24 protein-coding genes are annotated in these 24,242 nt (G+C 40.6%); 2 read left to right on the top strand and 22 right to left on the bottom strand.

The annotated features are described in order from the left end of the window. Positions 1-184 precede the first annotated feature (184 nt). Complete coding sequence (gyrA, locus tag QYT14_RS07210) at positions 185-2,752, top strand: DNA gyrase subunit A (protein WP_237039375.1); 2,568 nt, start codon at positions 185-187, stop codon at positions 2,750-2,752. A gap of 40 nt (positions 2,753-2,792) precedes the next feature. Beyond that, complete coding sequence (locus QYT14_RS07205) at positions 2,793-4,010, top strand: hypothetical protein (RefSeq protein WP_288324796.1); 1,218 nt, start codon at positions 2,793-2,795, stop codon at positions 4,008-4,010. A 252-nt stretch (positions 4,011-4,262) separates the two neighbouring features. Here QYT14_RS07205 and QYT14_RS07200 read toward each other — a convergent pair whose 3' ends face one another. The 22 genes from QYT14_RS07200 to QYT14_RS07095 form a co-directional block, all read right to left on the bottom strand. Next, a complete protein-coding gene (locus tag QYT14_RS07200; RefSeq protein ID WP_237039377.1) occupies positions 4,263-5,390 on the bottom strand; it encodes a universal stress protein in 1,128 nt (375 codons plus the stop codon). 103 nt (positions 5,391-5,493) lie between these two features. Then, positions 5,494-5,766, bottom strand: coding sequence for a DNA-binding protein (locus QYT14_RS07195; protein ID WP_237039378.1), 273 nt, complete (start codon positions 5,764-5,766; stop codon positions 5,494-5,496). A 131-nt stretch (positions 5,767-5,897) separates the two neighbouring features. Continuing rightward, positions 5,898-6,605, bottom strand: a complete 708-nt coding sequence (locus tag QYT14_RS07190) for a phosphatase PAP2 family protein (RefSeq protein WP_237039379.1) — start codon at positions 6,603-6,605, stop codon at positions 5,898-5,900. Positions 6,606-6,614: 9 nt separating this feature from the next. Further along, on the bottom strand, positions 6,615-7,397 hold the full coding sequence (locus QYT14_RS07185; protein WP_288324797.1) for a tetratricopeptide repeat protein: 783 nt from the start codon (positions 7,395-7,397) through the stop codon (positions 6,615-6,617). Positions 7,398-7,416: 19 nt separating this feature from the next. Further along, positions 7,417-9,249, bottom strand: a complete 1,833-nt coding sequence (locus QYT14_RS07180; RefSeq protein WP_288324798.1) for a BatD family protein — start codon at positions 9,247-9,249, stop codon at positions 7,417-7,419. Positions 9,250-9,287: 38 nt separating this feature from the next. Beyond that, positions 9,288-9,995, bottom strand: a complete 708-nt coding sequence (locus tag QYT14_RS07175; protein WP_237039382.1) for a tetratricopeptide repeat protein — start codon at positions 9,993-9,995, stop codon at positions 9,288-9,290. Between the two features lie 6 nt (positions 9,996-10,001). Beyond that, positions 10,002-11,024 carry a VWA domain-containing protein gene (locus tag QYT14_RS07170; protein ID WP_237039383.1) on the bottom strand — a complete coding sequence of 341 codons (1,023 nt, stop codon included), beginning with the start codon at positions 11,022-11,024 and terminating at the stop codon, positions 10,002-10,004. A gap of 12 nt (positions 11,025-11,036) precedes the next feature. Then, complete coding sequence (locus QYT14_RS07165; RefSeq protein WP_237039384.1) at positions 11,037-12,035, bottom strand: VWA domain-containing protein; 999 nt, start codon at positions 12,033-12,035, stop codon at positions 11,037-11,039. A gap of 19 nt (positions 12,036-12,054) precedes the next feature. Next, positions 12,055-13,152: a BatD family protein gene (locus tag QYT14_RS07160; RefSeq protein WP_237039385.1), complete on the bottom strand. Its 1,098-nt coding sequence runs from the start codon at positions 13,150-13,152 to the stop codon at positions 12,055-12,057. Positions 13,153-13,157: 5 nt separating this feature from the next. After that, positions 13,158-14,027 (bottom strand): DUF58 domain-containing protein, encoded by an 870-nt coding sequence (locus tag QYT14_RS07155; protein WP_288324799.1) that lies wholly within the window; start codon positions 14,025-14,027, stop codon positions 13,158-13,160. A gap of 263 nt (positions 14,028-14,290) precedes the next feature. Next, entirely contained in the window at positions 14,291-15,286 is a 996-nt protein-coding gene (locus QYT14_RS07150; protein ID WP_237039387.1) for a MoxR family ATPase, read from the bottom strand. A gap of 194 nt (positions 15,287-15,480) precedes the next feature. Then, positions 15,481-16,785 (bottom strand): HU family DNA-binding protein, encoded by a 1,305-nt coding sequence (locus tag QYT14_RS07145; protein WP_288324800.1) that lies wholly within the window; start codon positions 16,783-16,785, stop codon positions 15,481-15,483. A gap of 31 nt (positions 16,786-16,816) precedes the next feature. After that, positions 16,817-17,089, bottom strand: coding sequence for an HU family DNA-binding protein (locus QYT14_RS07140; RefSeq protein WP_288324801.1), 273 nt, complete (start codon positions 17,087-17,089; stop codon positions 16,817-16,819). A 74-nt stretch (positions 17,090-17,163) separates the two neighbouring features. Beyond that, entirely contained in the window at positions 17,164-18,462 is a 1,299-nt protein-coding gene (gene rimO, locus QYT14_RS07135; RefSeq protein WP_288324802.1) for a 30S ribosomal protein S12 methylthiotransferase RimO, read from the bottom strand. After that, positions 18,463-19,425: a signal recognition particle-docking protein FtsY gene (ftsY, locus tag QYT14_RS07130; protein WP_237039390.1), complete on the bottom strand. Its 963-nt coding sequence runs from the start codon at positions 19,423-19,425 to the stop codon at positions 18,463-18,465. A 172-nt stretch (positions 19,426-19,597) separates the two neighbouring features. Then, on the bottom strand, positions 19,598-19,753 hold the full coding sequence (locus QYT14_RS07125) for a DUF4295 domain-containing protein (protein WP_005841293.1): 156 nt from the start codon (positions 19,751-19,753) through the stop codon (positions 19,598-19,600). Positions 19,754-19,762: 9 nt separating this feature from the next. Further along, the gene (rpmG, locus tag QYT14_RS07120; RefSeq protein ID WP_005841291.1) at positions 19,763-19,951 is read right to left on the bottom strand and encodes a 50S ribosomal protein L33; all 189 of its coding nucleotides are present in this window, start codon (positions 19,949-19,951) and stop codon (positions 19,763-19,765) included. A gap of 20 nt (positions 19,952-19,971) precedes the next feature. Beyond that, the gene (gene rpmB, locus QYT14_RS07115; RefSeq protein WP_005841284.1) at positions 19,972-20,232 is read right to left on the bottom strand and encodes a 50S ribosomal protein L28; all 261 of its coding nucleotides are present in this window, start codon (positions 20,230-20,232) and stop codon (positions 19,972-19,974) included. A gap of 104 nt (positions 20,233-20,336) precedes the next feature. Further along, on the bottom strand, positions 20,337-20,837 hold the full coding sequence (locus QYT14_RS07110) for a CinA family protein (RefSeq protein WP_289824090.1): 501 nt from the start codon (positions 20,835-20,837) through the stop codon (positions 20,337-20,339). Positions 20,838-20,863: 26 nt separating this feature from the next. After that, positions 20,864-21,883: a tRNA (adenosine(37)-N6)-threonylcarbamoyltransferase complex transferase subunit TsaD gene (tsaD, locus tag QYT14_RS07105; protein WP_237039392.1), complete on the bottom strand. Its 1,020-nt coding sequence runs from the start codon at positions 21,881-21,883 to the stop codon at positions 20,864-20,866. 22 nt (positions 21,884-21,905) lie between these two features. Then, positions 21,906-22,760: a type I methionyl aminopeptidase gene (map, locus tag QYT14_RS07100; protein WP_237039393.1), complete on the bottom strand. Its 855-nt coding sequence runs from the start codon at positions 22,758-22,760 to the stop codon at positions 21,906-21,908. A 152-nt stretch (positions 22,761-22,912) separates the two neighbouring features. Beyond that, a partial coding sequence (locus QYT14_RS07095; RefSeq protein WP_289826317.1) for a VapE domain-containing protein occupies positions 22,913-24,242 on the bottom strand: 1,330 nt, incomplete at its 5' end.

The raw sequence follows: 24,242 nt of genomic DNA, 5'->3' as shown, positions 1-24,242 counted from the left end.
TCTTCGGTAGATGTGATATTACGTAATATGCTGTGTCTTTTTGTCTAAAGCCATGTAAGTACATGGCAAAATATGTCATTTAGCCCAACTTTTTTGCGGGTTTGTTTTCGTATGTCGTATAAAAGCCGTACCTTAGCGTGGTTTTTGATAGACCCTGAAAATGTATAATTAATATTTGTTTTAAATGCAAGAACAAGACAGAATTATAAAAATTAACATCGAAGAGGAAATGAAGTCGTCGTACATTGATTACTCTATGTCAGTAATCGTGGCACGCGCCCTCCCTGATGTACGAGATGGTTTGAAACCCGTTCACAGACGTATTCTTTACGGAATGATGGAACTGGGGAACACCTCGGATAAAGCTTATAAGAAATCAGCAAGAATTGTAGGTGAAGTTTTAGGAAAGTATCACCCTCACGGTGATTCATCCGTATATGGTGCCTTGGTTAGAATGGCTCAAGATTGGGCAATGAGGTATCCGTTGGTTGATGGTCAGGGTAACTTTGGTTCGGTAGACGGTGATAGTGCAGCCGCTATGCGTTATACCGAGGCAAGATTGAAAAAAGTGGGTGAAGAAATGATGCAGGACTTGTATAAGGAAACCGTTGATTTTCAGAACAACTTTGATGACACATTGCAAGAGCCTACCGTTATGCCGACTCGAGTTCCGAATTTGTTGGTAAACGGAGCGTCAGGTATTGCAGTAGGTATGGCAACCAATATGCCAACTCACAACCTCTCGGAAGTGATAGACGCTTGTATCGCCTATATTGATAATAATGATATTGATATCGAGGGCTTAATGCAATATGTAAAAGCTCCCGATTTCCCCACAGGAGGTTATATATATGGCATAAGCGGTGTGCGCGATGCTTATGAAACAGGCCGTGGGCGAGTAGTAATGCGTGCAAAAGCCGAAATAGAGGCACATACTTCACACGATAAGATTATCGTCAACGAGATTCCTTATAACGTAAACAAAAAAGAGTTGATCGAAAACATTGCCTCGTTGGTCAATGAAAAGAAAATTGATGGTATTTCATATGTAAATGATGAGTCTGACCGTGAAGGTATGCGTATTGTTATTGATGTGAAACGTGATGCTAATGCCAGTGTGGTACTCAATAAGCTATTCAAAATGACGGCTTTACAGACTTCTTTTGGCGTGAACAATATTGCATTGGTACATGGACGTCCTAAAATGCTCAATCTGAAAGATTTGATTAAATATTTTGTAGAGCACCGTCACGACGTTGTAATTCGACGTACTCAATACGATTTACGTAAAGCTCAGGAACGTGCCCATATTTTGGAAGGCTTGATTATCGCATCGGATAATATCGATGAAGTAATCCGTATTATTCGTGCTGCCAAAACTCCAAATGATGCAATAGCTAATTTAATGGAACGTTTCAACTTAAGTGAAATTCAGTCACGTGCTATTGTTGAAATGCGCCTACGCCAGCTTACAGGTCTGATGCAAGACCAACTTCATGCTGAATATGAAGAAGTTATGAAGCAGATAGCCTATTATGAAGAAATACTTTCTAATGATGAGCTTTGTAAAAAAGTAATTAAGGACGAGTTGCTCGAGGTAAAAGCTAAATACGGTGATGCGCGTCGTTCGGAAATTGTTTATTCGTCAGAAGAGTTTAATCCTGAAGATTTCTACGCAGATGACCAGATGGTTATTACTATTTCACATATGGGATACATTAAGCGTACACCGCTATCCGAATTCCGTGCTCAAAATAGGGGCGGAGTAGGATCTAAGGGAAGTGAAACGCGCGATGAAGACTTCGTAGAGCATATTTACCCGGCTACGATGCATAACACGATGATGTTCTTTACTCAGAAAGGCAAGTGTTATTGGCTGAAAGTATATGAAATACCGGAAGGAACAAAGAATGCTAAAGGGCGTGCTATCCAGAATTTGCTGAATATTGATTCAGACGATGTGGTAACGGCATATCTCCGTGTGAAGAATTTAAGTGATACCGAATTTATTAATAGCCACTACGTTTTGTTCTGTACAAAGAATGGTGTTATTAAAAAAACATTGCTTGAACAATATTCACGCCCTCGACAAAATGGCGTGAATGCAATTACCATTCGTGAAGATGATAAAGTGATTGAAGTGCGTATGACGAATGGTAATAATGAAATTATTATTGCTAATCGTAATGGTCGTGCCATCCGCTTCCATGAAAGTGCAGTCCGTGTAATGGGACGTACTGCAACCGGAGTTCGCGGTATGACTTTGGATGAAGACGGAAGTGATGAAGTAATCGGAATGATATGCATAAAAGACCCTGAAACAGAATCTATTATGGTTGTGTCGGAACAGGGGTACGGCAAACGTTCAGACATTGAAGATTATCGTAAGACTAATCGTGGTGGTAAGGGAGTTAAAACCTTGAATATCACTGATAAAACAGGCAAATTAGTAGCCATTAAGTCGGTGACGGATGAAAACGATTTGATGATTATCAATAAATCCGGTATTACCATTCGTTTGAAAGTGGCTGATGTCCGTATTATGGGTCGTGCCACTCAGGGAGTCCGTCTAATAAATCTTGAAAAGCGCAATGATCAAATAGGCTCTGTATGTAAGGTAACCTCAGAATCAGAAGAAGAAATGGCTGGTGAGGATGAGAATCAGACAGATACAGAAACGTTGATTAATGCTGATAAAGAAGGAGGGGATAGAGAAATTGAATCCTCTGCCGAAGAGAATACTGAAGAATAAAAGAGAATATAAAAGATTGTATTATTAAATCCACAAAATTATGAAAAAAGTATTATTTACAGTGGCTTTATTATTGGGTGCATGTTTTGCATCTGCACAGGTTAGTGCTGTTAAAGAAGCTAAGTCTTTAAAAAGCAAACCTGAAGAAGCTGCAAAAGTTATTGAACCGGCTTTGACTAACCCTGAGACTGCAAATGATCCAGAAACTTGGAAATTAGCAGGTGACTTCCAGAAAGCTATGTATGATGACGAAAACATGAAACTTTATTTGCCGGGTGGTCAAGCTGATACAACCAGACTTTATAATAGTTTGGCAAAAATGTATGAGTATTATTTGAAATGCGATGAGATGGAGCAGGCTAAAGTAAAAAGTGGTGAGATGAAAAAGCCTAAATATAGAAAGAAGAATGCTGATGCTCTTAAAACATTACGTTTGAATTTAATTAATGGTGGTGGAGATGCCTATAATAAAGGTGATTATGCTGATGCTTTGAAATATTTTGGCTTATTTGTAGATGTTGTAAACGAACCTATATTTGCCGATGACGAATCTCTCAAAGCAGATACATTAAATGCTTTATATGCTTGTTATGCTACTTTGGCTGCTAATATGCTAAAAGATAAAGATGCGGTTATTAAATACGGTACAATAGGTAAAGAAGATAAGAGTGAAGGTCATAGAGCTTTAATGTGTTTGGCTGAGACTTATGGTGATAAAGAAACTGGCGACTCAATAAAATGGCTGGAAGTAATTAAAGAAGGAACAGAAAAATTCCCTCAGCAGGAGTATTTTGTTGGTAATATTATGGATTATTATATCCAAAAAGGAATGGTTGATGAAGGTTTAGCTCAAATTAATAAGTTGCTTGCCACTAATGAAACTCCGTATTTCTTATATGTAAAAGGCATTTTGCAATTTGAAAAGAAACAATATGACGATGCCATTGCTACTTTTAATAAAATCATTGCTAACGGTGGTGATTTAGTAGCTGAAGCTTATGCAAAGATTGGTGATTGTTATTTCTTCCCAGCACAAATCATTGTAGAAGAGAATTCAGAATTAGCTATTGATAATCCTAAATACAATGAAAATGAAAACCAAATTAAAGATTTGTATGAAAAGGCTAAACCTTTCTACGAAAAGGCTAAAGAGTTGAAACCGGACAATAATGCATTATGGGGAAATTATTTGCTGAATATCTACTGGAAATTAAATAGAGCAGAATATGATTCTTTAGAAAAAGAATTAGGACTCTAATTTTTAATTTGCATAAATAAAGGCTGTCTCAAAAATAAAGTTGAGATAGCCTTTTTTATTTATTGAGCTTTTACAATCCAACACTCATAGGTTGGCATTAGCTTCAATTACGAATATATTATAATCAGCATTATGTTTAATTATGATTAGGAAAATCCATTATTGCCTTCCTTATTTCCCACTCTATATGTTTCCCATTTAGGTGGACCGAATTTATTCACCCAAATGGAAAACAGCAATTCTTTGCTATCCTTATTTAATTACCAATATAGGTGTATTAGCATGGAATATCATTTTCCGGGCAATACTTGGATTGAATAAACGGGCAAAGATATTTCTTTTGTAGTTTGTAATACAAAGGACATCTATATTTTCTTCTTTTACATATTTATCAAGATTACTCAATATATTATCTTCCTTGATTACATTATAATGCAATTCCAATTGAGGATATTGTTTTTGAAAATAATCTTTGATTCCTGCAAGTTTAATTTCGTCCCAAGCATCATTTTCTGTGCTTAAGTGAATAAATGAAATGGTAAAATGAAACGATTTAAAGGCAGTTATTAATGAGTCGAAAGCGATTAAGTCTCTTTGGTCGAAGTTGGTCACAAACGCCACCTTTTTGATATCGTTGAAGGTCTTTAGCGGAGTGTGCTCTGGTATTGCATATACAAAAGTTCTGCTTCTTTCAATAACTTCTGCCGTTACACTTCCTATCAGGTCGATGTCTTTTTGACTTCTACCTCGTGTACCCATAATGATAATCTGTGGTTTATGCTCTTTGGCATAGCGTAAGATTTCTTCTTCTGGAATGCCGTCACGCAAAATACACGTATATTTTACGGAGGGAAATTCACCGCTTTCAACTTTCTTTTTGATCGTATCCGATAACTTATTCAGCTCTTTGTGAACTGTCTCTATCATACTCTTTATAGACTCCTCTCTTTCTATTTGAAAGTTGAAATTTTCTGTTCCGTAAGGGATTGTGGGAACATAGATAGGACTGAAATAGGCATGTAGTAAAATAACTTCTGCATTTATAGATTTGGCAAATGAGAAACCAAATTGGCAGGCCTTCAGTGAATAGTCTGAGAAATCGACAGGAATCAGTACTTTTCTTTGTTCTTTTTTCTCTTTACTACTCTCCTCTTGTTCCTTTACTACATCTTCGGCTAACCAAGTAGAACTTTCTATGATTTGTAAAGCATGAGGTAAATCACTTTCCTTAATTCTAACTCTCACACCAGAAGATATGACAGGCTGAATTAAGTTCACGTTGTGAATATAAGCTTCAATGCCCTCTGTTTCAAGCACATTTTTAAGAATCTGTGCCTTAGCATAAGTGAGGATTGCTAGAGTTACCAATTTATCTTCCATAACTGTTGTTTTTAGAGTTTCCAATTTTGTGTAATTTATTTGCATACACCTTTAAAACAAGAAAGCCCAATTGAATGTTGTCATTCAACTGGGCTTTCTTATCTTATGCTTCTTGTATTTCCTCCTTTTCTATTTCCTTTAAAATATCTATTGCTTTATCTAAGACTGTCGTATCGTCCAGCATTACCAAACCGCCATCCGGACCTGGCTCCAAGTGGATACCAACACTTTTCCCTGTTTTGAAATTATGGCCTCCAAAAAAGTTGCGCACAGTTTCTACGCTCATATTAAGTTCATCAGCTATTCTATGCATACTTCCACTGGGTAATGAATCTTTGATTTTACGCAGTTCGTTGAATGTTATCGTTCTGTTCATAGTGTATTAAATTTTAGTTTATACAAGTGATATTTAATTCACGCTATAAACTTAATCAAAAAATAATATAAAACAAAGTATTTCCTTCTTTTTTTGAACTGAAGAAAGTGGAATGATATAAAAATGCTATTTTATAAGTTTAGTGTGTGGATTGTAATGATTCCGAGAAGGATAATCATAAAATACGTCAATAACAGGACTGTAAATAATAAATTGATATCATTTATTAGATAGCCACTAGCAGTATATTGATTGGAAATACAACGAGGCTGATAGAAAATGCGTTTGTGAATGAATCTATATAACCGATACATCAAATATCCTATCAAACATCCTTCGAGGATACCGAATAGAATATCTCCGGGATAATGCACACCTAAATATATGCGTGAATATGCGTTAAGAGAGGCCCAAAAGATGAGCATAAAAGTGAGTAACTTGTTTTTAAATAATAACGATAGGAATACAGTGAGGGCAAAAGTGTTGGCAGCGTGGCTCGAAATAAATCCAAAACGTCCTCCCCTATATCCATTTACTATGTCTACCATATACATGATGTCAGGGTCTTGCGTGGGGCGAAAACGATGAAAATAAGGTTTGCAAATGCCTGAAGCAATCTGGTCGGCCAAAGTAATGACAAGGGCAATCATCACAATAGTCAATAAAGCTTCCTGTATCTTATTATTTTTAATAATGATATACAACAGTATAATAGCAGTCGGAATCCATATATACGTACTTGTCGCTACCCACATGAAACCATCCCAAAAAAGGGAGTCACTTCCATTCAGGTTTAACAAAAGTTCCTTGTCAAAGGCTATATACTGCTGTATATCCATTAGTCGTTTTTAGATTATTTCTATTACATTAGTCGGTACCCATCCTACATTACCGTCTTCCAGTCTGATTTCTTTCCACTCTTTCATTGTGTTGTCTTTAATCATCACTTTTCTTCCTTCGTGAAGGATGAAAAGATCTGTTCCACTTTGATTAGGAGTACTCTTTACCGTAACGCTGGGAGCTATAATGATGGCACTATCATGGTTCAATAATTCTGTTTTTTGTTCAGAAGCAAAAATGTTAGAGCATATGCAGATGACAAAGAAACAAATGGCAGAAATGAAACCTATTTTCTTCCATACCACTCGCTTGCCAAAAATAAATAAGGCTAGCATAAGAATAGTCAGAATAAAGGTAACAATACCTGTTTGAGCCCATCCTTTTTCACTCATTGAATTAATAAGTGATTGAGTCCACGTAACAAAGAACATCTCACTGGGTAGAGTTACCTTATCAACCGTTTTGCTACGTGCCAATTCAAGGTTAAAACGAATATCATTATTACCTGGATTCAGCAATAAAGCTCTTTCATAATTGAGTATAGCTTTGGCTATATTATTCATTTTATAGTAGCTGTTTCCCAAATTATAATAGATATCTGCCGATTCTCCTTTATTCTTTAAAATGCTTTCATATAAGTTCACTGCATTGGCAAAATCATTATTGATATAGGCGCTATCGGCTTCTGCCTTTGAGATATGGGCAGAAACCGCGACTTGAGTACTGTCTGTCTGAGCATTCAGACTGAGAAAGCCCATCAAAAATATCAGGATGAAATATATTTTTCTCATTATTATGACCTCCTATTAATTAGTGCTTTATACTATTCTCCATCTTGCTGATGACTTCAATGGCAGAAGAATATACCTTATCCATTGCCTCGTTCTGGTTACCTGGTGCATAACGGGCAAATTCACATTCATTTAATGTTTCGATAAATTCTTTGATAAGTTCAGGAGAAACCCCATACTTGGTTAAATCTTCCTCAATATTATCTTTCGAAAGTTTAGAAACTGGAATATTCAGTTTGTCACTGATATAGCCCCAAAGTGCCTTCAGCACTTCGTCATAGAATGCTTCTTTCTTATTTTCCGCTAACAATTTACCCGCATTCTTCATTCGTTTGGTAGCCACTTTGTTTGCTTTCTTGGTACGTACTTTGGCAACATTGGCATTTTCTATTGCTTTTTTCCGATAAACAACGACAAATGCAATGAAGAGAGCCAATGGAATAATATACCATAAATAGTAAGTGACAGAACCGAAAAAGAAATCGTCTTTCCGGGTCAGTTTACTTTCTCCCATTTTGATATAACGTATATCTTTGCCTAGTACTTTTAAATCTTCTTTATTAGTGAAGTCGGCAATTACTTGATCAGCATTTCCTTCTCCTTTTTCTACTTTCAGCGTATAAGGCTCTGTTTTCAGCGTCTTGTAAGTTTGTGACTTCAAATCGAAGTAAGAGAACTCTACAGGAGGAATCGTGAAGTTTCCCGCATGTCTGGGAATCGCCAGATATTCAATCACTTTATTTCCGGATAACCCTTCACGAGTCAAATTGAACTTATTATCAATCTTCGGGTCATAAACCTCGAAATCTTTTGGAAAATCGACTTCGGGTGTGTTAATCAACTTCAGATTTCCTACACCTGAAATAATCAACTTGATGGTAACGGCATCATTTGTTTTCAGTTCTTGTGTATTGATGGAAGAGCTGATTGTGAACTCACCTACTCCACCCGAGAAATTGGCTGGCTTTCCGGCCGGCAATTCCTTTACATTGATAACCAACTTGGGAGTTACGATGTTTTTGTTTATCTCTACGTAATTACTTCCACCATTGAAGAAAGCATCGAATGGATCATCCGAGGCTACTCGTTGCGCAACGGTACCTTCGAAGGTAATGGAGGGTACTTCCAATTTACCTGATTGCTGCGGAAACAGAATGTATTGACTCCAGACGGTAGTATTGTAGTTTCTTCCGTTATAGTGTTCCAAAGTGAATACCTTTTTACCCGGAAGCTCTACTTCTTGCGTATGGAAACCTTTCAAGTCGGGCATACTTCCACGGAGGCCCCTCAAATCTACCAACGTGTAAACCTTGTAAGTCAGCAGAATAGCCTCTTGCTCGTAAACGGTGGTCTTATTTGCCGAAGCTGTGATAAACAAGTCTTTATTGGTAATCTTGCTACTTGTGGCTTGGCTCCGGGAAGAAGATGGATTTCCTGCCTGATTCCCTCCTACACCATTGGCTTGATCAGGTGGAAGTACTTTGATAGTCACCGTATTGGAAGAAAGGGAATGTCCATCGGCAACGATTGTTGCTGCCGGAATGGTATAGGTTCCTTCCTTATCGGCCATCAATATATAGGTATAAGTAACGGAACTGGTCGAAGTTACATTACCATTAATGATTTGCGTGCTGCTCTGTCGAGAAGCTGTGGGACCCATCAGTACTTCAAATCCCTTTATGCTTGGAGCTCGGAAATCTCTAACTTTCTGTGTATTAACCGTATAGGTTAATCGAAATTGGTCACCGCTCACTACCACATCGGGTGCTGTTGCCGTCAGCGTCTGAGTTCCGTCCGCCCATGCTCCCAACACCGTAGTTATTAATATGAATAAGAGAATTACTTTCCTCATTTTTCTATTTAGTTATTTTAATCGTCAAAATTAAACAATTACCAGTCTTTATCCAACTTCTTTCCTCGAATTTGCATTTGTTTTTTCACTTTATCCTGCACATTCTTCTCATCCTGCATCACCGCATTCAACAATTGCTGGGCATTTTCTTTGGACATTTCATCCTTATTCTGTTGCTGTTGTTGATTTTGGTTCTGTTGCTGGTCTTTCTTATCTTGATTTTGCTGATCTTTGTTTTGGTCTTTCTGGTCGTCTTTCTGATCCTGTTTTTGATCTTTGTTCTGGTCTTGATTTTGCTGGTTTTGTTGCTGGTCTTTTAGTAATTTCTGTGCCAAAGCGAGATTATAGCGCGTTTCATTGTCTTTCGGATTATTGCGCAAAGACTCTTTATAGGCCTCGATGCATTGGGGATATTGTTTGGAAGCCTGAAGGATGACACCCATATTATGATAAATCTGAGCAAGTTTATCCTTATCTTTTTCTACCTTTGAAGCCGATTCAAATTGTTCCATTGCTTCTTTTGCTTTTTGTTGCATCAAGAGCGAATTGCCCAAGTTGAACATAGCATCCGTCGACTTCGGGTTCACTTCCAGTGCTTTGCGATAATCCACCTCCGCTTTGACAAACAAGCTGTCGTTGTACAGCTTGTTTCCGCTACGCAGATAATCTCTATCTGTCTTTTGGGCAAAGGCACTGCCTCCTGCCGCAAGCAAGAATAACAGGGTGATATAGGTTTTCTGTAACATAAGCATTTATTTAAATAGTCTCACATTTTTGAAAAGCGGATTCTTCCGTTCCAAAATAAGCATTTCTGCAATCAGCAGAATGAGTATCAGCCACGCCAACGCTTGGAATTGCTCATCAAATTCGGTATAAACTTGACTTTCTACATCGGCTTTCGAAAGTTTAGCAATCTCGTTGTTAAGTATTTTCTCTGCCGAGTTGGAATTATCCACGCGGATGTACATTCCATTGCCGGCTTTGGCTATTTCCTGACACATTTGCTCGTTCAAACGAGTTACAATGACGTTTCCATCTTTATCCCGGCGATAATCGTTACTGCCTCTTTCTGAAGGAATAGGAGAACCGTCGGGCGAGCCGATACCCAATACAAACACTTGCATACCTTTTTCGGCTGCTTCCTTAGCAGCTTCCACAGCACCACCTTCGTGATTTTCACCGTCGGTGATGACTATAATGGCACGTCCCACGCCTTCCTGTGGAGTAAAGCTTTTCATTGCTAAACGAATAGCTGCACCGATATCTGTACCTTGCGTGGTTATCAGCGAAGGATTGATGGTCTCCAGAAACATCTTGGCAGACACATAGTCGCTCGTAATGGGCAATTGCGTGAATGCATCTCCGGCAAATACGATTAAACCTACTTTATCATTGTTGAATGTATCCACTAGTCTGGAAATAAGCTTCTTTGCTTTGTCCAGACGACTTGGAGTCACATCTTCCGCCAACATTGAGTTGGAGATATCCAATGCAATGACAGCTTCTACCCCACTACGTTTTACCGTTTCCATCTTGGAACCGAATTGGGGGCGTGCCAACATCAGGATTACCAATGTGAGCGCAGTAAAAATCAGCCAAAACTTAATGTCAGGGCGATATTTGGAGATAGTCGGCATCAACTGTTTGAGTAATGCCGGATCACCATACTTGCGAATGTTTTGGCGGCGGCGGTAATTGGAATACAAGTACAGCGCTACTACAAAAGGTAGTATGATGAGCAAATATAAAAAGTTCGGGTCTGCAAATCGAAACATAACTTCTTGTTTTTAAGGTATTTTCTTTAATACTGAGTTGCGCAATAAGATTTCGAGCAGAATACAGAAAAAAGCAACCCAGGCAAATATCTGGTATTCTTCTTCGCGTTTGCTGAACTCTTTTACGTTCAACTTCGTTTTCTCCAGTTTGTCAATCTCCTGATAAACTTCCTTTAGCTTAGAGTTACTGGTAGCACGGAAATAGTTCCCGTTTGTTGCTCCGGCAATTTCGGTCAAAGTCTTCTCATCAATTTCCACAGGAATATTCACATATTGTGTTCCTGCGTATGTTTGCATCGGATAAGGAGCTGTTCCGTTAGTACCTACCCCGATGGTGTAAATTCTGATACCAAATTTTTTGGCGATTTCGGCAGCGGTCATTGGAGAAATGTCTCCACGGTTGTTACTACCGTCTGTCAGCAGAATAATCACTTTGGACTTTGCTTTGCTGTCTTTCAGTCGGGTTACCGCATTAGCGATGCCCATACCGATGGCAGTACCGTCTTCTATCAATCCGCGCTGGGCAATGTCACCTTTGATACCGTTAAAAAGATTCAGCAGTACTCCGTGGTCTACCGTCAACGGACATTGGGTGAAACTTTCGCCGGCAAAGATGGTCAGACCGATATTATCGTTTGGACGGCCGTTGATAAATTCGGATGCCACTTGTTTGGCAGCTTCCAAGCGGTTAGGTTTCAAGTCCTCAGCCAGCATACTGGTAGAAACGTCTACTGCCAGCATGATGTCGATACCTTCTATTTCGGTATTCTGCCAGTTGTCAGTGGTCTGAGGGCGTGCCAAAATAAGGATTACCATAACGATAGCTACTATGCGGAGCACAAATGGGGCATGCAGCAGGTAAATTTTCCAGCTTCGGGGTGCCTTCATATACATGCGGGTGGTAGAGACTTGGAGTGTGGGCTCAGTCTTTTGCCTCCTCATCACATACCATATTATATAAGGTATGAGTAATACCAGCAGAAATAGATATTCAATATTTGCAAAAATCATTGTTTCTAGTATTTATGAGTTAAAACCAGAGATTGTATATGCCGCGAAGCACCTGATAGAGAATCACTACGATAGCAATGACAATCACTCCTATGCTGCTCAGCAAGATAATTCTTCCTTGTTTTGAACGCTTTTCTTCCACGGTGATTTCCGTAGGTTCGGGTTTGGCATTCGGATCCGGTTCCACCTTGGTGTTGTTGATAAAGTCTACCGCATTGACTAAGTTCATATCGTTTTCATTCATCAGCGGTGAATGTTTGGCGAATTTTACAAGGTCAGCAGTTTGGAACAGGAACATCAAGTCTTTGATAGATTCTTTGTCACTGATATCCTGCAGTTTATCAATAATTTCGGAAGAAGTCATCTCCATTGCGTTAAATCCGAAACGTTCTGCCATATAGTTGCGAAGCACATCGGTCAGCTCTGTGTAATACTCTTTCGGGTCGGTGCTGCGCAATGTTTTATTGCTCTTGATACGCTCTATTTCCTGTAATGCCTGTTGATGGGGCGGTAATTTCGGTTCTACCTTTATTTTCTTGATAATAGGCTTATTATCTTTATATCTTACATATAAATAATACCCCAGTCCCGCCAATGCCCACATCAGCAACACGAGCCACACAATAGTTGAAATATCCTCCCAAGTGAGGGGAACCTCGCGAACTGTTTTCGGACCGAAAAACTGCTCGGGATGAAGTGTATCGACCGGAATGGAATAAACCTTCAGTGCCAATGCTTTTGAACGGTATGCCTGATTGTTAACCAACACTTCGAGAGGCGGCAGATAGTAAAGTGCCGAGTCGAAAGAAGTGATAGTATATTCTTGTTTGATGAGCATTCGCCGTCCATCGTTCAATATTTGGGTATCAGGCTTGGCAATATCAAGAATTTCCACTCCCCTCACAATGGTGTCACGCAAAGCGGGAAGTATCAATTTTTGATTGGCATCCATACTGACTTCCAACTTTATTTTGGCCTGTTCGCCGATAAGAAGCTGTAGAGAGTCGATGCTTGCATCCACTGTAACCTGTTGTGCCTGTGCCTGATGTGCTGTCAGCAGCATCGTGGCACAAGCCAATACTTTCAAGAACTTTTTGCTAGTATGTATTATCTTCATGTTCATTAGTTTCGTTTAGCAAATAAGTTAAGCAACGCTTTTACGTAATCCTGATCGGTGCGGATAGATACAGAGTCTACATTGCTTTTTGTAAAGGTTTCGTTCAGCGTACCCTGACGTTGTAACCACCATTCGTTGTGTGCGCGTCGCAAAGTACGAGACGAGGTATCAATCCATTGTTCGTGTCCCGTTTCAGCATCACGTACCTTCATTAAACCCACATCGGGAAGATCGGTGATTCGGCGGTCGTATACCTGAATGGCGACAATATCATGCTTGCGGTTGGCAATAGTCAATGCATTGCGGAAGTCCTTTTCATCAATAAAGTCACTCAGCATAAAGGTAGTGCAACGTTTCTTTATTACATTGGTCAGATATTCCACTGCCATTTTGATATCTGTACGCTTACTTTCGGGCTTAAAGTCAAGCAGTTCGCGGATGATATACAGAATATGTTTGCGTCCTTTCTTGGGCGGAATGAACTTTTCAATCCGATCCGAAAAGAAAATGACGCCAATTTTATCGTTGTTCTGAATAGCGGAGAATGCTAGAGTGGCGGCAATCTCGGTTACCATATCCTTCTTCATCTGTTTCACCGTACCGAAATCCAAGCTATTCGAAACGTCAATCAGGAGCATGACCGTCAATTCGCGTTCCTCTTCAAACACTTTTACAAAGGGCTTGTTATAGCGTGCGGTCACGTTCCAATCTATATCTCTAACATCGTCACCATACTGATACTCACGCACTTCCGAGAATGACATACCTTTACCCTTGAATGCAGAGTGATACTGCCCGGCAAAGATATTATTCGAAAGTCCGCGTGTCTTGATTTCAATCTGGCGAACCCGTTTTAATAAATCACTTGTTTCCATACTGTTCGTACTAAGTTATTTGTTTTCAAGTGCATCGGATTTTCCCTTTCTCATCATGGAAATAGGATGATATACCGATGCCTTTATCATTCCACTATTATGAAATGATAAACTTTTACTGTTGTTCCGAGCTTTTCTTCGGCTTGTTAATCTTCTTTTCCGCAGGAAATCTGCTGTATGATGTTTATCTCCGCAGATGCAATGCTTGCAAACACGGTTATATCCACAAAAAAGTACTTGATATCCTGCAGAAATCTTATTCTTTAAGGCACTTCCACCTTGTTCAGAATCTTGCTGATGATTTCGTCAGAAGTCATGTTGCTGGCTTCTGCCTCGTAAGTCAGACCGATACGGTGGCGAAGTACGTCATGGGCAACAGCGCGCACATCTTCGGGAATGACATAGCCGCGACGCTTGATGAACGCATAACTGCGTGCAGCTAAAGCCAAATTGATGGAAGCACGAGGTGAACCACCAAAACCAATCATATCTTTCAATTCTTTCAAATCATACTTTTCAGGATAGCGGGTTGCGAATACGATATCGGCAATGTATTGCTCAATCTTTTCGTCCAAGTATACTTGCCGAACGACTTTGCGAGCTTCCATAATATCTTCTGACTTCAAAATGGGGCGGACTTCAATCTTTTCGCCACTGATGTTTTGACGGATAATTTTCTTTTCTTCTTCCAGTTTCGGATAGTCTATAATGACTTTCAGCATAAAGCGGTCTACTTGCGCTTCAGGCAATGGGTAAGTACCTTCCTGTTCAATCGGGTTTTGGGTAGCCATTACGAGAAATGGTTCGGGCAACAGGAATGTTTCCTTACTCAGTGTAACCTGACGTTCCTGCATAGCTTCCAGCAAAGCACTTTGCACTTTGGCCGGAGCACGGTTGATTTCATCTGCCAATACGAAATTGGCGAATATCGGTCCTTTCTTAGCGATGAATCTCTCATCTTTCTGACTATAAATCATGGTACCGATAACGTCGGCCGGGAGTAAGTCCGGTGTAAACTGGATTCGGCTGTACTTGGCATCTATCAATGATGCAAGAGTCTTGATTGCTAAGGTCTTTGCCAGACCCGGAACACCTTCCAACAGGATGTGACCATCGGACAACAAACCGATAAGTAAAGATTCTACCAAATGTTTTTGACCTACGATAACCTGATCCATACCGGTCATCAAGTTGGTTACAAACGCACTTTGTCTTTCAATTCGTTCGTTTAGTTCGCGAATATCAATTGCTTCAGCCATAATTTTGTTATTTAGTTATTTCTTTTTTAAATCATTATAACGGCCTTGCGACGGCCTTGTTCGATTAACGCAGCCAAAATTACGGTAATTAATTAACTGAGGCAACTAATTTTTATTAAAAAAGTAAAGCGCATCTCTACTTTTTAAAGGATATTGGGCTAAAGAATTTTAAAATGAAAATTAGCGGTGGTTTATTACTTCTTTGGAGTCAATTCCGGGATGCGTAATGTTGTTCCGATGGGGACTCTGTCAGCATCTTTGATTACGTTTTTGTTATGCTTTACAATGTATGGCCACAACTTCTTTGTTCCATAAAATTTCAGTGCTAATTTTATGAGACTTTCTCCTTCTTGAAGAGTATAATTGGTCATGGTGCCCACAATGTCATACTCTACAGTGTCCGCCAGTGTCACTTTGGCTATCTCTTGATTGACGGCTGACTTTACGGAGGAATGGCTTTCCGGTTTTGTCGGTTGCTGCTGCAAAGGAGTCTCTGCCGGTTGTGGTTGAACCGGTTCTTTTGTCTGCAAGTTGCTTACCGAAGCGGTATCCTGCTGCCGGAGACTGACGGAGTCGTTTGGCACTTCTTTTACAGTAGGTGGTAGTGTTGTAGTAACGGATTTCTTTACCGGCTGTTTATTTGATGATGATTGCATGAACCAATAAATACCGCCGGCAATGCAAAGGACAAGAATAATTGCAATAATGATTCCCCATGGGCTTTTCTTCTTCTCCTCTTTCAACGGTTTTTCAGGAGTTTTCAACGAGTCCTCCGGAACTGTTACCAATTGTGGTTCCGAAGCAACAGCCTTAGACACTGTGATTGTTTCCGAAACTGTTTTCTCTTCTTGAAGCGCTTCTACTACAGCTTCTGCAATGTCGACAGGTTCTTCTTTCGAAGTTTTTTCTACTGCTTTCGGAGCTTCTTCCGCCAAAGGGTTTTCCTCTGTCGGTTGTTGCTCTTCCACCACTTTACTTGTTTCATCCGCCGCTATTGTTTTTTCCGGTTCGGCAACATCGGTTACCGGTTGAATATCAACCCCATTGTCGGATACATTGGTGATAGTGTGGGCGTCATCGTCTTTTGGAACTTCAGGGGTGGAGATGACTTCCTCCGCACTCTCCTCTCCATCGTTTTCTCCTTCAAATTCTGTTTCCGTATCTTCCAGTTGGGTATTCTCATTCAGGATAACCGTTTCAAAATGTGCGAACGGTTTATTAATCAAATCCTTCATGGTAGTATCGGGAGTAAACGATATTTTGTTGTGCCCCTGTATTTGAAAGCGTTCACCTGTATTTACATTAACGCTTTCGCGGCTTTCTACTTCTGTTAGTTTAAAAGTACCTAATCCCTTGACTTTTACATACTTTTCAGAAGCCAATGCTTCTTCGATAAGGTCAAAAACTCCTTTAACAAAGGCTTCGGCATCCTTTTTGCTCATGCCGTGTTTCTCTGCCAAAAGTTCGATAATATCTTGTATGGTTATTTTGTCACTCATAGTATGTCAATCGTATGTCTTAAGGGAGTATTTATTTAAACTTTTCTTTTAATATTGCACTCGGTTTATATGTCAATACCAATTTGGGAGGTATCAACATACGTTGTTGCGTAGCAGGATTAATAGAAATACGTTCTAACTTCTTTTTTACCTCGAAAGTGCCGAAGCCCTGAATTGCGACAGTATTTCCATCTTGCAACTGTTGGGTCATGGCGCTTATCACTGAGGATACCAATTGAGTTGTATCTTTGTTGGTATATCCAAATCTACGCGAAAGCTCGGATATAAATTCTTTGTTATTCAAGGCTTTGGCTTATTAATTTGGCTGCTATATTAATAAAAAAACAAACATTCTCCAAACTTTTCGGAGGAAATTACTTATAAGATGCTACCATATAGGTCGAAATCATCAGCATCTGTAATTCGGACGTTATAGAACTCGCCTGTATTCAAATGTTTTCCATCTGCTTTAATTAAAACTTCAGGATCTACTTCAGGTGAATCAAACTGTGTACGACCTATGTAATACTCTCCTTCCTGACGGTCGATGATTACTTTGAATTCTTTCCCTATTTTTGCAGCACTCAGCTCACCGGCAATTTCCTGTTGAATAGCCATCAACTCATCCAATCGTTGCTGCTTTACCTCATGCGAAATAGAATCCATATATTCTTGAGCAGCGTATGTACCTTCTTCTTCCGAATAAGCAAAGGCTCCCATACGGTCAAATCGTACTTTTCTGATGAATTCCTTCAATTCTTCAAAATCTTCCTCACTCTCACCCGGATGTCCTACCATTAATGTGGTGCGTAAATGGATACCCGGTACTTCTTTACGGAATTTCTCGATTAAATCGTATGTTTCTGCTTTTGTCACATGGCGGCGCATTTTGCTTAACATATTATCGCTGATGTGTTGCAGAGCAATATCCATATACTTGCAAACATTATCGTGTTCGCGCATCACCTTGAACAGCTCTTCAGGGAAGTGTGCCGGATAAGCGTAGTGTAAGCGAATCCATTCCACCCCCGGAACATTGGCAATTCTTTCGATGAGTTCGGGCAATTTCTGACTTTTGTATAAATCTATGCCATAATAGGTTAATTCTTGTGCTATAATCTGAAATTCCTTTACCCCTTCAGAAACAAGCAATTTCACTTCATCGATGATTTCTTCCATCGGACGTGAGATGTGTCGGCCTGTAATAATGGGGATAGCGCAATATGAACACTTCCTGTCGCAGCCTTCCGATATTTTTAAATAAGCATAATGATGAGGAGTGGTCAGTGTACGCTCAATAGCGAATTCCGATTTATAGGCTTTGCCTAAGTCAGCAAGTAGTTCATTCCAATTGAACTTACCATAAAACTTGTCCACTTGAGGAATTTCTAACTCCAACTCTTTCAAGTATCTCTCGGATAGACAACCCATTACATAGAGCTTCTTCAGTCTTCCCTCCTCTTTAGCCTGACAGAATTCCAATATCATGTTGATGGATTCTTCTTTAGCATCCCCAATGAAACCGCAAGTATTGATAACTGCAATTTCTCCTTGGGGATTTTCGGCGTCATGAGTTGCTTTGTAACCGTTTGCTTCCAGCTGACGCATCAGCTTTTCCGAGTCTACTAAGTTTTTGGAACACCCTAAGGTGATAATATCTATTGTGTTACGTTTCATTTATTTTTCTGTCTCTCCAAATAGTGAGTCTACAAATTCTTTTTTGCGGAATACTTGCATGTCTTCGATACCTTCTCCCAATCCGATGTATTTTACAGGAATCTTAAATTGGTCTGAAATGCCGATGACTACACCACCTTTTGCTGTTCCGTCAAGTTTAGTAATAGCCATAGCGGTAACTTCGGTTGCAAGAGTAAACTGCTTGGCTTGTTCAAAGGCATTTTGTCCTGTAGAGCCATCCAGTACCAGCAATACTTCATGGGGAGCATCGGGTACTACTTTTTTCATTACATTCTTGATTTTAGTCAACTCATTCATCAAGTTGACTTTGTTGTGCAGACGGCCGGCAGTATCAATGATGACAACATCTGCGTTGTTGGCAACAGCCGAACTCAGGGTATCAAAAGCAACAGAGGCAGGGTCTGAGCCCATCTTCTGTTTGATAACGGGCACTCCAACACGTTCACCCCAAATATCCAACTGCTCTACGGCAGCGGCACGGAACGTATCGGCAGCTCCAAGATAAACAGATTTACCTGCTTTCTTAAATTGGTAGGCCAATTTTCCAATAGTGGTCGTTTTACCTACTCCATTTACACCTACTACCATTATGACATAAGGTTTCTTGCCTGCGGGGACTGTGAATTCTTCTGAATCCACCGTATTATTTTCAGTCAGCAAAGCAGCGATTTCTTCACGAAGGATATTGTTCAGTTCTTGCGTGTTGACATATTTATCCTTTGCCACTCTGTCTTCTATACGCTTGATGATATTCAGAGTAGTTTCCACACCTACATCGGAAGTAATGAGTACTTCTTCCAGATTATCCAATACTTCATCGTCTACTTTTGATTTACCGGCCACGGCGCGGGCTATCTTACTAAATACACTTTCTTTGGTTTTGGACAATCCTTTGTCTAAAGTTTCCTTCTTTTCTTTCGAGAAAAAATTAAAAAATCCCATATTGGAGTTTGATTTATCTGTTTATGCTACAAAGATATAACTAATCTCTTACACGGACAAAAAAAAGCGTCAGAATGATTGGTTATAATGTGCGATAATGATAACGGTTATGCATAAAAAAGTTCCTTTCACACAATGTGAAAGGAACTTTTTGCCAATCGGAGTGATTGGATTATTTCTTGAAAAAGTCTTGAACTTTTTCGTTAGGTACCATTTGTTCATCGAAGATGTATGCTCCAGTCTTCGGAGATTTAACCATCTTGATAACCTTAGTGTAAGAACGTCCTTCTTTACCTGTCTGAAGGGTTGCGACTGTTTTCTTTGCCATGGGTTATAATTATTTAATTTCTTTGTGTACTGTTACTCTTTTCAAAATAGGATTGTACTTCTTAAGTTCCAATCTTTCAGTGGTATTTTTTCTATTCTTTGTTGTAATGTAACGAGAAGTTCCCGGCATACCACTATCCTTCATTTCTGTGCATTCAAGGATTACCTGTACTCTATTACCTTTAGCCTTCTTTGCCATAGTCTATCTCTCCTTTTTAATTAACCAATAATTTTGATGCTTTTCCAATCACAATAGCCTTTGGTAACCGCTTCATTCAGCGCTGCATCCAGGCCTTTTTTATTAATCACACGTAAGCCGTTAGCACAGATATTCAGGCTAATCCAGCAATCTTGTTCTACATAGTAGAATTTCTTAGTAAACAAGTTCACATCAAAAGTTCTTTTGGTTCTTCTCTTAGAGTGTGAAACATTGTTGCCAATCATGGCTTTCTTTCCGGTAATTTGACAAATCTTCGACATTGCTATCTTATTTTTATAGTTTTTTTCAATACTTGTTTCAAACGGAGTGCAAAATAAGCACTTTTATTTGTATAAAACAAGGTTTTTGGCAAATAATTCTGCATTTATTGCTCATTTTCTTCGTTTTGGAACAATTTTCGGAGTAATTGCAATGCATTTTGGGTGGCATTTGCAATATTTTTGTTTCTTCCTTCGTCCCCTTCGATTTTGAGCGTAATTACTTTGTCTTTACATCCGGCGGCAATCCAAATGGTGCCAACCGGTTTGTCGGGAGTACCCCCTGTCGGGCCGGCAATACCTGAAGTGGCAATTGCGCAGTCGGAATTCATCGATTTCATCGCGCCTTTTACCATTTCGACAACGGTTTCTTTGCTTACTGCTCCATAAGTCTCTAATGTTTCATGGCTCACACCTAATAAATTCTCTTTTACTTCGTTGGAATAGGCAATAATTCCACCTTTGAAAAAGTGTGATGTTCCGGCTACGGCTGTAATTGCGGCTGCCACATTTCCTGCCGTGCAGCTCTCGGCGGTAGCGAGTGTCAGGTTCTCTTTCCAAAACAATTCGCTAATCTCTTTACTTAAAAATTTACCTTCTACTGACATTTCGAAAAACTGTTTTTTGATAAATATTAAATTGTTACCCGTGAATATGCGGGTTTGTCAATGGTGCAAAAATCTTTGTCCAAATACTTATAATAACCGGTAATGGCAATCATTGCTGCATTATCAGTTGTGTAACTGAACTTTGGAATATATATTTTCCATCCATATTTGGCGGCGTGTTCATGGAATGAATTGCGCAAGCCGTTGTTGGCTGATACTCCTCCGGCTACAGCTACTTCGTTTATCTTGTGTGCTTTGGCTACTTTCCTCAGTTTGTCCATCAGAATATCCACAACGGTTGCTTCCAGTGAAGCTGCCAAATCATTTTTATGATGTTCGATAAAGTCAGGATCTTCTTTCAACCAATCGCGCAAGGAGTAGAGGAAAGAAGTTTTTAGTCCGCTAAAGCTGTAGTTGTAATCAGGAATATGCGGTTTGCTGAATGTAAATGCTTTCGGGTTTCCTTGGCGGGCCAGTTTGTCAATGATGGGACCACCGGGATAGCCCAGCCCCATTACTTTAGAGCATTTGTCAATAGCTTCTCCGGCTGCATCATCAATGGTTTGCCCCAACACTTCCATGTCATTATAGGCTTTTACCAAAATAATCTGTGAATTGCCGCCCGATACTAAGAGACATAAAAATGGGAATTTAGGCTGGTTCGTATCTTCTTCTGTTTCTTTAATGAAATGAGCTAACACATGGGCTTGCAGATGGTTAACATCAATCATTGGGATGTTTAAGGAACGGGCAAACCCTTTGGCAAAAGAGACCCCGACCAATAAGGAGCCCATTAATCCGGGGCCACGCGTGAAAGCCACTGCACTTAGGTCTTCTTTAGTGACTCCTGCCCTTTTCAAAGCTTCATGCACTACAGGTACAATATTTTGTTGATGTGCGCGTGATGCCAATTCCGGAACAACACCGCCATACGCCTCGTGGACAGCCTGGCTGGACACGACATTCGACAACAAGACACCGTTTTTGATTACAGCAGCAGAAGTGTCGTCGCAAGAAGATTCTATACCTAATATAATTGTATCCATAATCTATATACCTTATTATATATTAATGTGTAAGGATTTCAAGTCCGTTTTCCGTCATAAGGAATGTATGTTCCCATTGCGCAGAAGGAAGTTCATCTTCAGTCACTACTGTCCATCCATCCTCTTCGTCTATAAATACTTCCCAAGTTCCGGTGTTAATCATAGGTTCAATAGTAAAGACCATGCCTGGCACCAATAACATGCCTGTCCCCTTCTTTCCGAAGTGTTCTACATCCGGTTCTTCGTGAAACTCCACTCCCACACCGTGTCCACAGAGGTCACGTACTACGGAAAAACCATTCTTTTTGGCATGTTTCTCAATAGCATGACCTATATCGCCTACAAATCCAAAAGGTTTGGCTGCTTCCATACCGATTTCCAAACACTCTTTGGCTACTTGCACTAATTTTTCTTTTTTAGGGGTGGTCTTTCCGATAATAAACATACGTGAGGCATCGGCATAATAACCATCCAAAATAGTGGTACAGTCTACATTTATAATGTCTCCTTCTTCCAAAATATCAAATTCACTGGGGATACCATGGCATACCACTTCATTAATGGAGGTGCAGCAGCTTTTTGGAAAACCTTCATAACCTAATGTAGCGGGAATACCACCGTGTGATATGGTGTAATCATACACCAACTTATCAATTTCGAGAGTGCTCATACCGGCATGGATTTCTTTTTCCACTAAATCCAGGACTCCGGTATTAATGATTCCGCTTCGGCGTATACCTTCTATTTGTTCAGGGGTTTTGATTAGTTCCCTTGTGGGAACCAAATGTCCTTTATCCTGATAATAAAGAACCTTCTTATCTAAGTCTGTGAGTTCCACACCTTTAGGAACTCTCCAGTTTACTTTATTTCTTTTCATTTATTTTGTTTGTAATCCATAAATGCTTACTATTGACTGGCAAAGATAATATTTATTTGTTTATTATATAACAGTCTATGAAATAAAAGTTTAATTCATTTCGAAAAGATATGTGGAAATGGGGCCATCTGAATAAGAAGAAAGGCGGATGCCTAGCATTCCACTACCCGATACACATTCCCCTTGGCAGTATGTACCCGCTCGCCCAACTGGGGCAGGATGCGGCTCAGGCTGTAGGCCGTCATGCCCCTCATGGCTGAGGGATGGGCGGACTTCATCCGCTCGAACAACTGGGTGGCGGAAAGGGTCAGCACCTCCTGCGGATGGTCCTCTTCCGTGGCAAAGCGGAAGCAGAGGCGGAACACCTCCTCTTCGGGTACATGCTTGTAGAACAGGGCGTTGTGTTGCTGTATGGCTTGTTCCTCCTCTTTATTGAACCAGCTGCGTTCGCCGGACAGAAGCTCCGCCTTGAGTTGGGCGTACAGTTGCTCATGCTCTATGGGGGTGGTGCAGTCTATGGCGTGCTCCAGACTGACACAGAGAAAGCGTCGCGAGCCGGTGCGGTCCACCAGCAGGTCTTCCCGGTTGCTGGTGCCGATAAACGAGGCGATGCGGGGAAGTGCCGAGGCACTGCGTTTGTAGGCCTTGCGGATGTTCAGTGCGGAAGCCTGCATCAGATTCTTCAGCAGGGGCATTTTGGACGCACCCAACTTGTCGAATTCATCCAGATTAATCAGGCCGTAGGCAGCTAACCTGGCTTCGGCGGATGCCGGGGAACTGAGGTCGTAACTCTCTGTATAGTAGGCTTTCAGCGCATCGGGCATCAACAGGCGGCAGAACGTACTTTTCCCCAGTCCCTGACGACTGCTCACCAGCAGGGGAGCCACACTGTTGGCACGGTTGGTATCCGGATGGAACTGCATCCATTGGGCGGAGAGTCCCAGCATCCAGCGGTGGAAACCGTTCACCCATACCGGGTCATCAGACACCCTGCGGGCGAGTGCCGATACCCGGTCGGTGCCGTCCCATTCGGGAAGCTGCTCAAAGTAGGCGGTAAAGGGATGGTATTCGCTGATGCGGCGCGAGCGCACAAAGCGTTGGATGTCCCTGTCCCAGCAGTCTATGCCCGCTTCGATGGCCTCCAGACTGAGCGAGTTCATCCAGCGTTCGTCCACTTTGGCGTAGCGCAAATGGTCATCAGAAATACTGTGTTCCACGCCCGCCACCTCGGTTTCCTCGGTCAGCACGTTAAACCGGAAGTGGTAGCGGGAGGTGAGAAAAGCGGTCACTTCCTGCATCAGGGAGCGTGATTTCGCCTTCCTAACAGTTTTTTCCGGAGATATTGGCGCGGACTCCTTTTCAGTGTCTTTCAAGTCTGTCAGACATCCGGAAAAACCGTTTCTGCTTTCCGACAAGTTTCCCCCGCTGTTTTCAGCAAGAAGAACCTGTGACTTGTCCACTTCCTTCACCCCTTCTTCATCG

Source organism: uncultured Phocaeicola sp. (assembly GCF_948499155.1).
GTDB lineage: Bacteria > Bacteroidota > Bacteroidia > Bacteroidales > Bacteroidaceae > Phocaeicola > Phocaeicola faecalis.
Note: the sequence above shows the minus strand (reverse complement) of the source record. Positions and strands in the feature narration are given on the sequence as shown.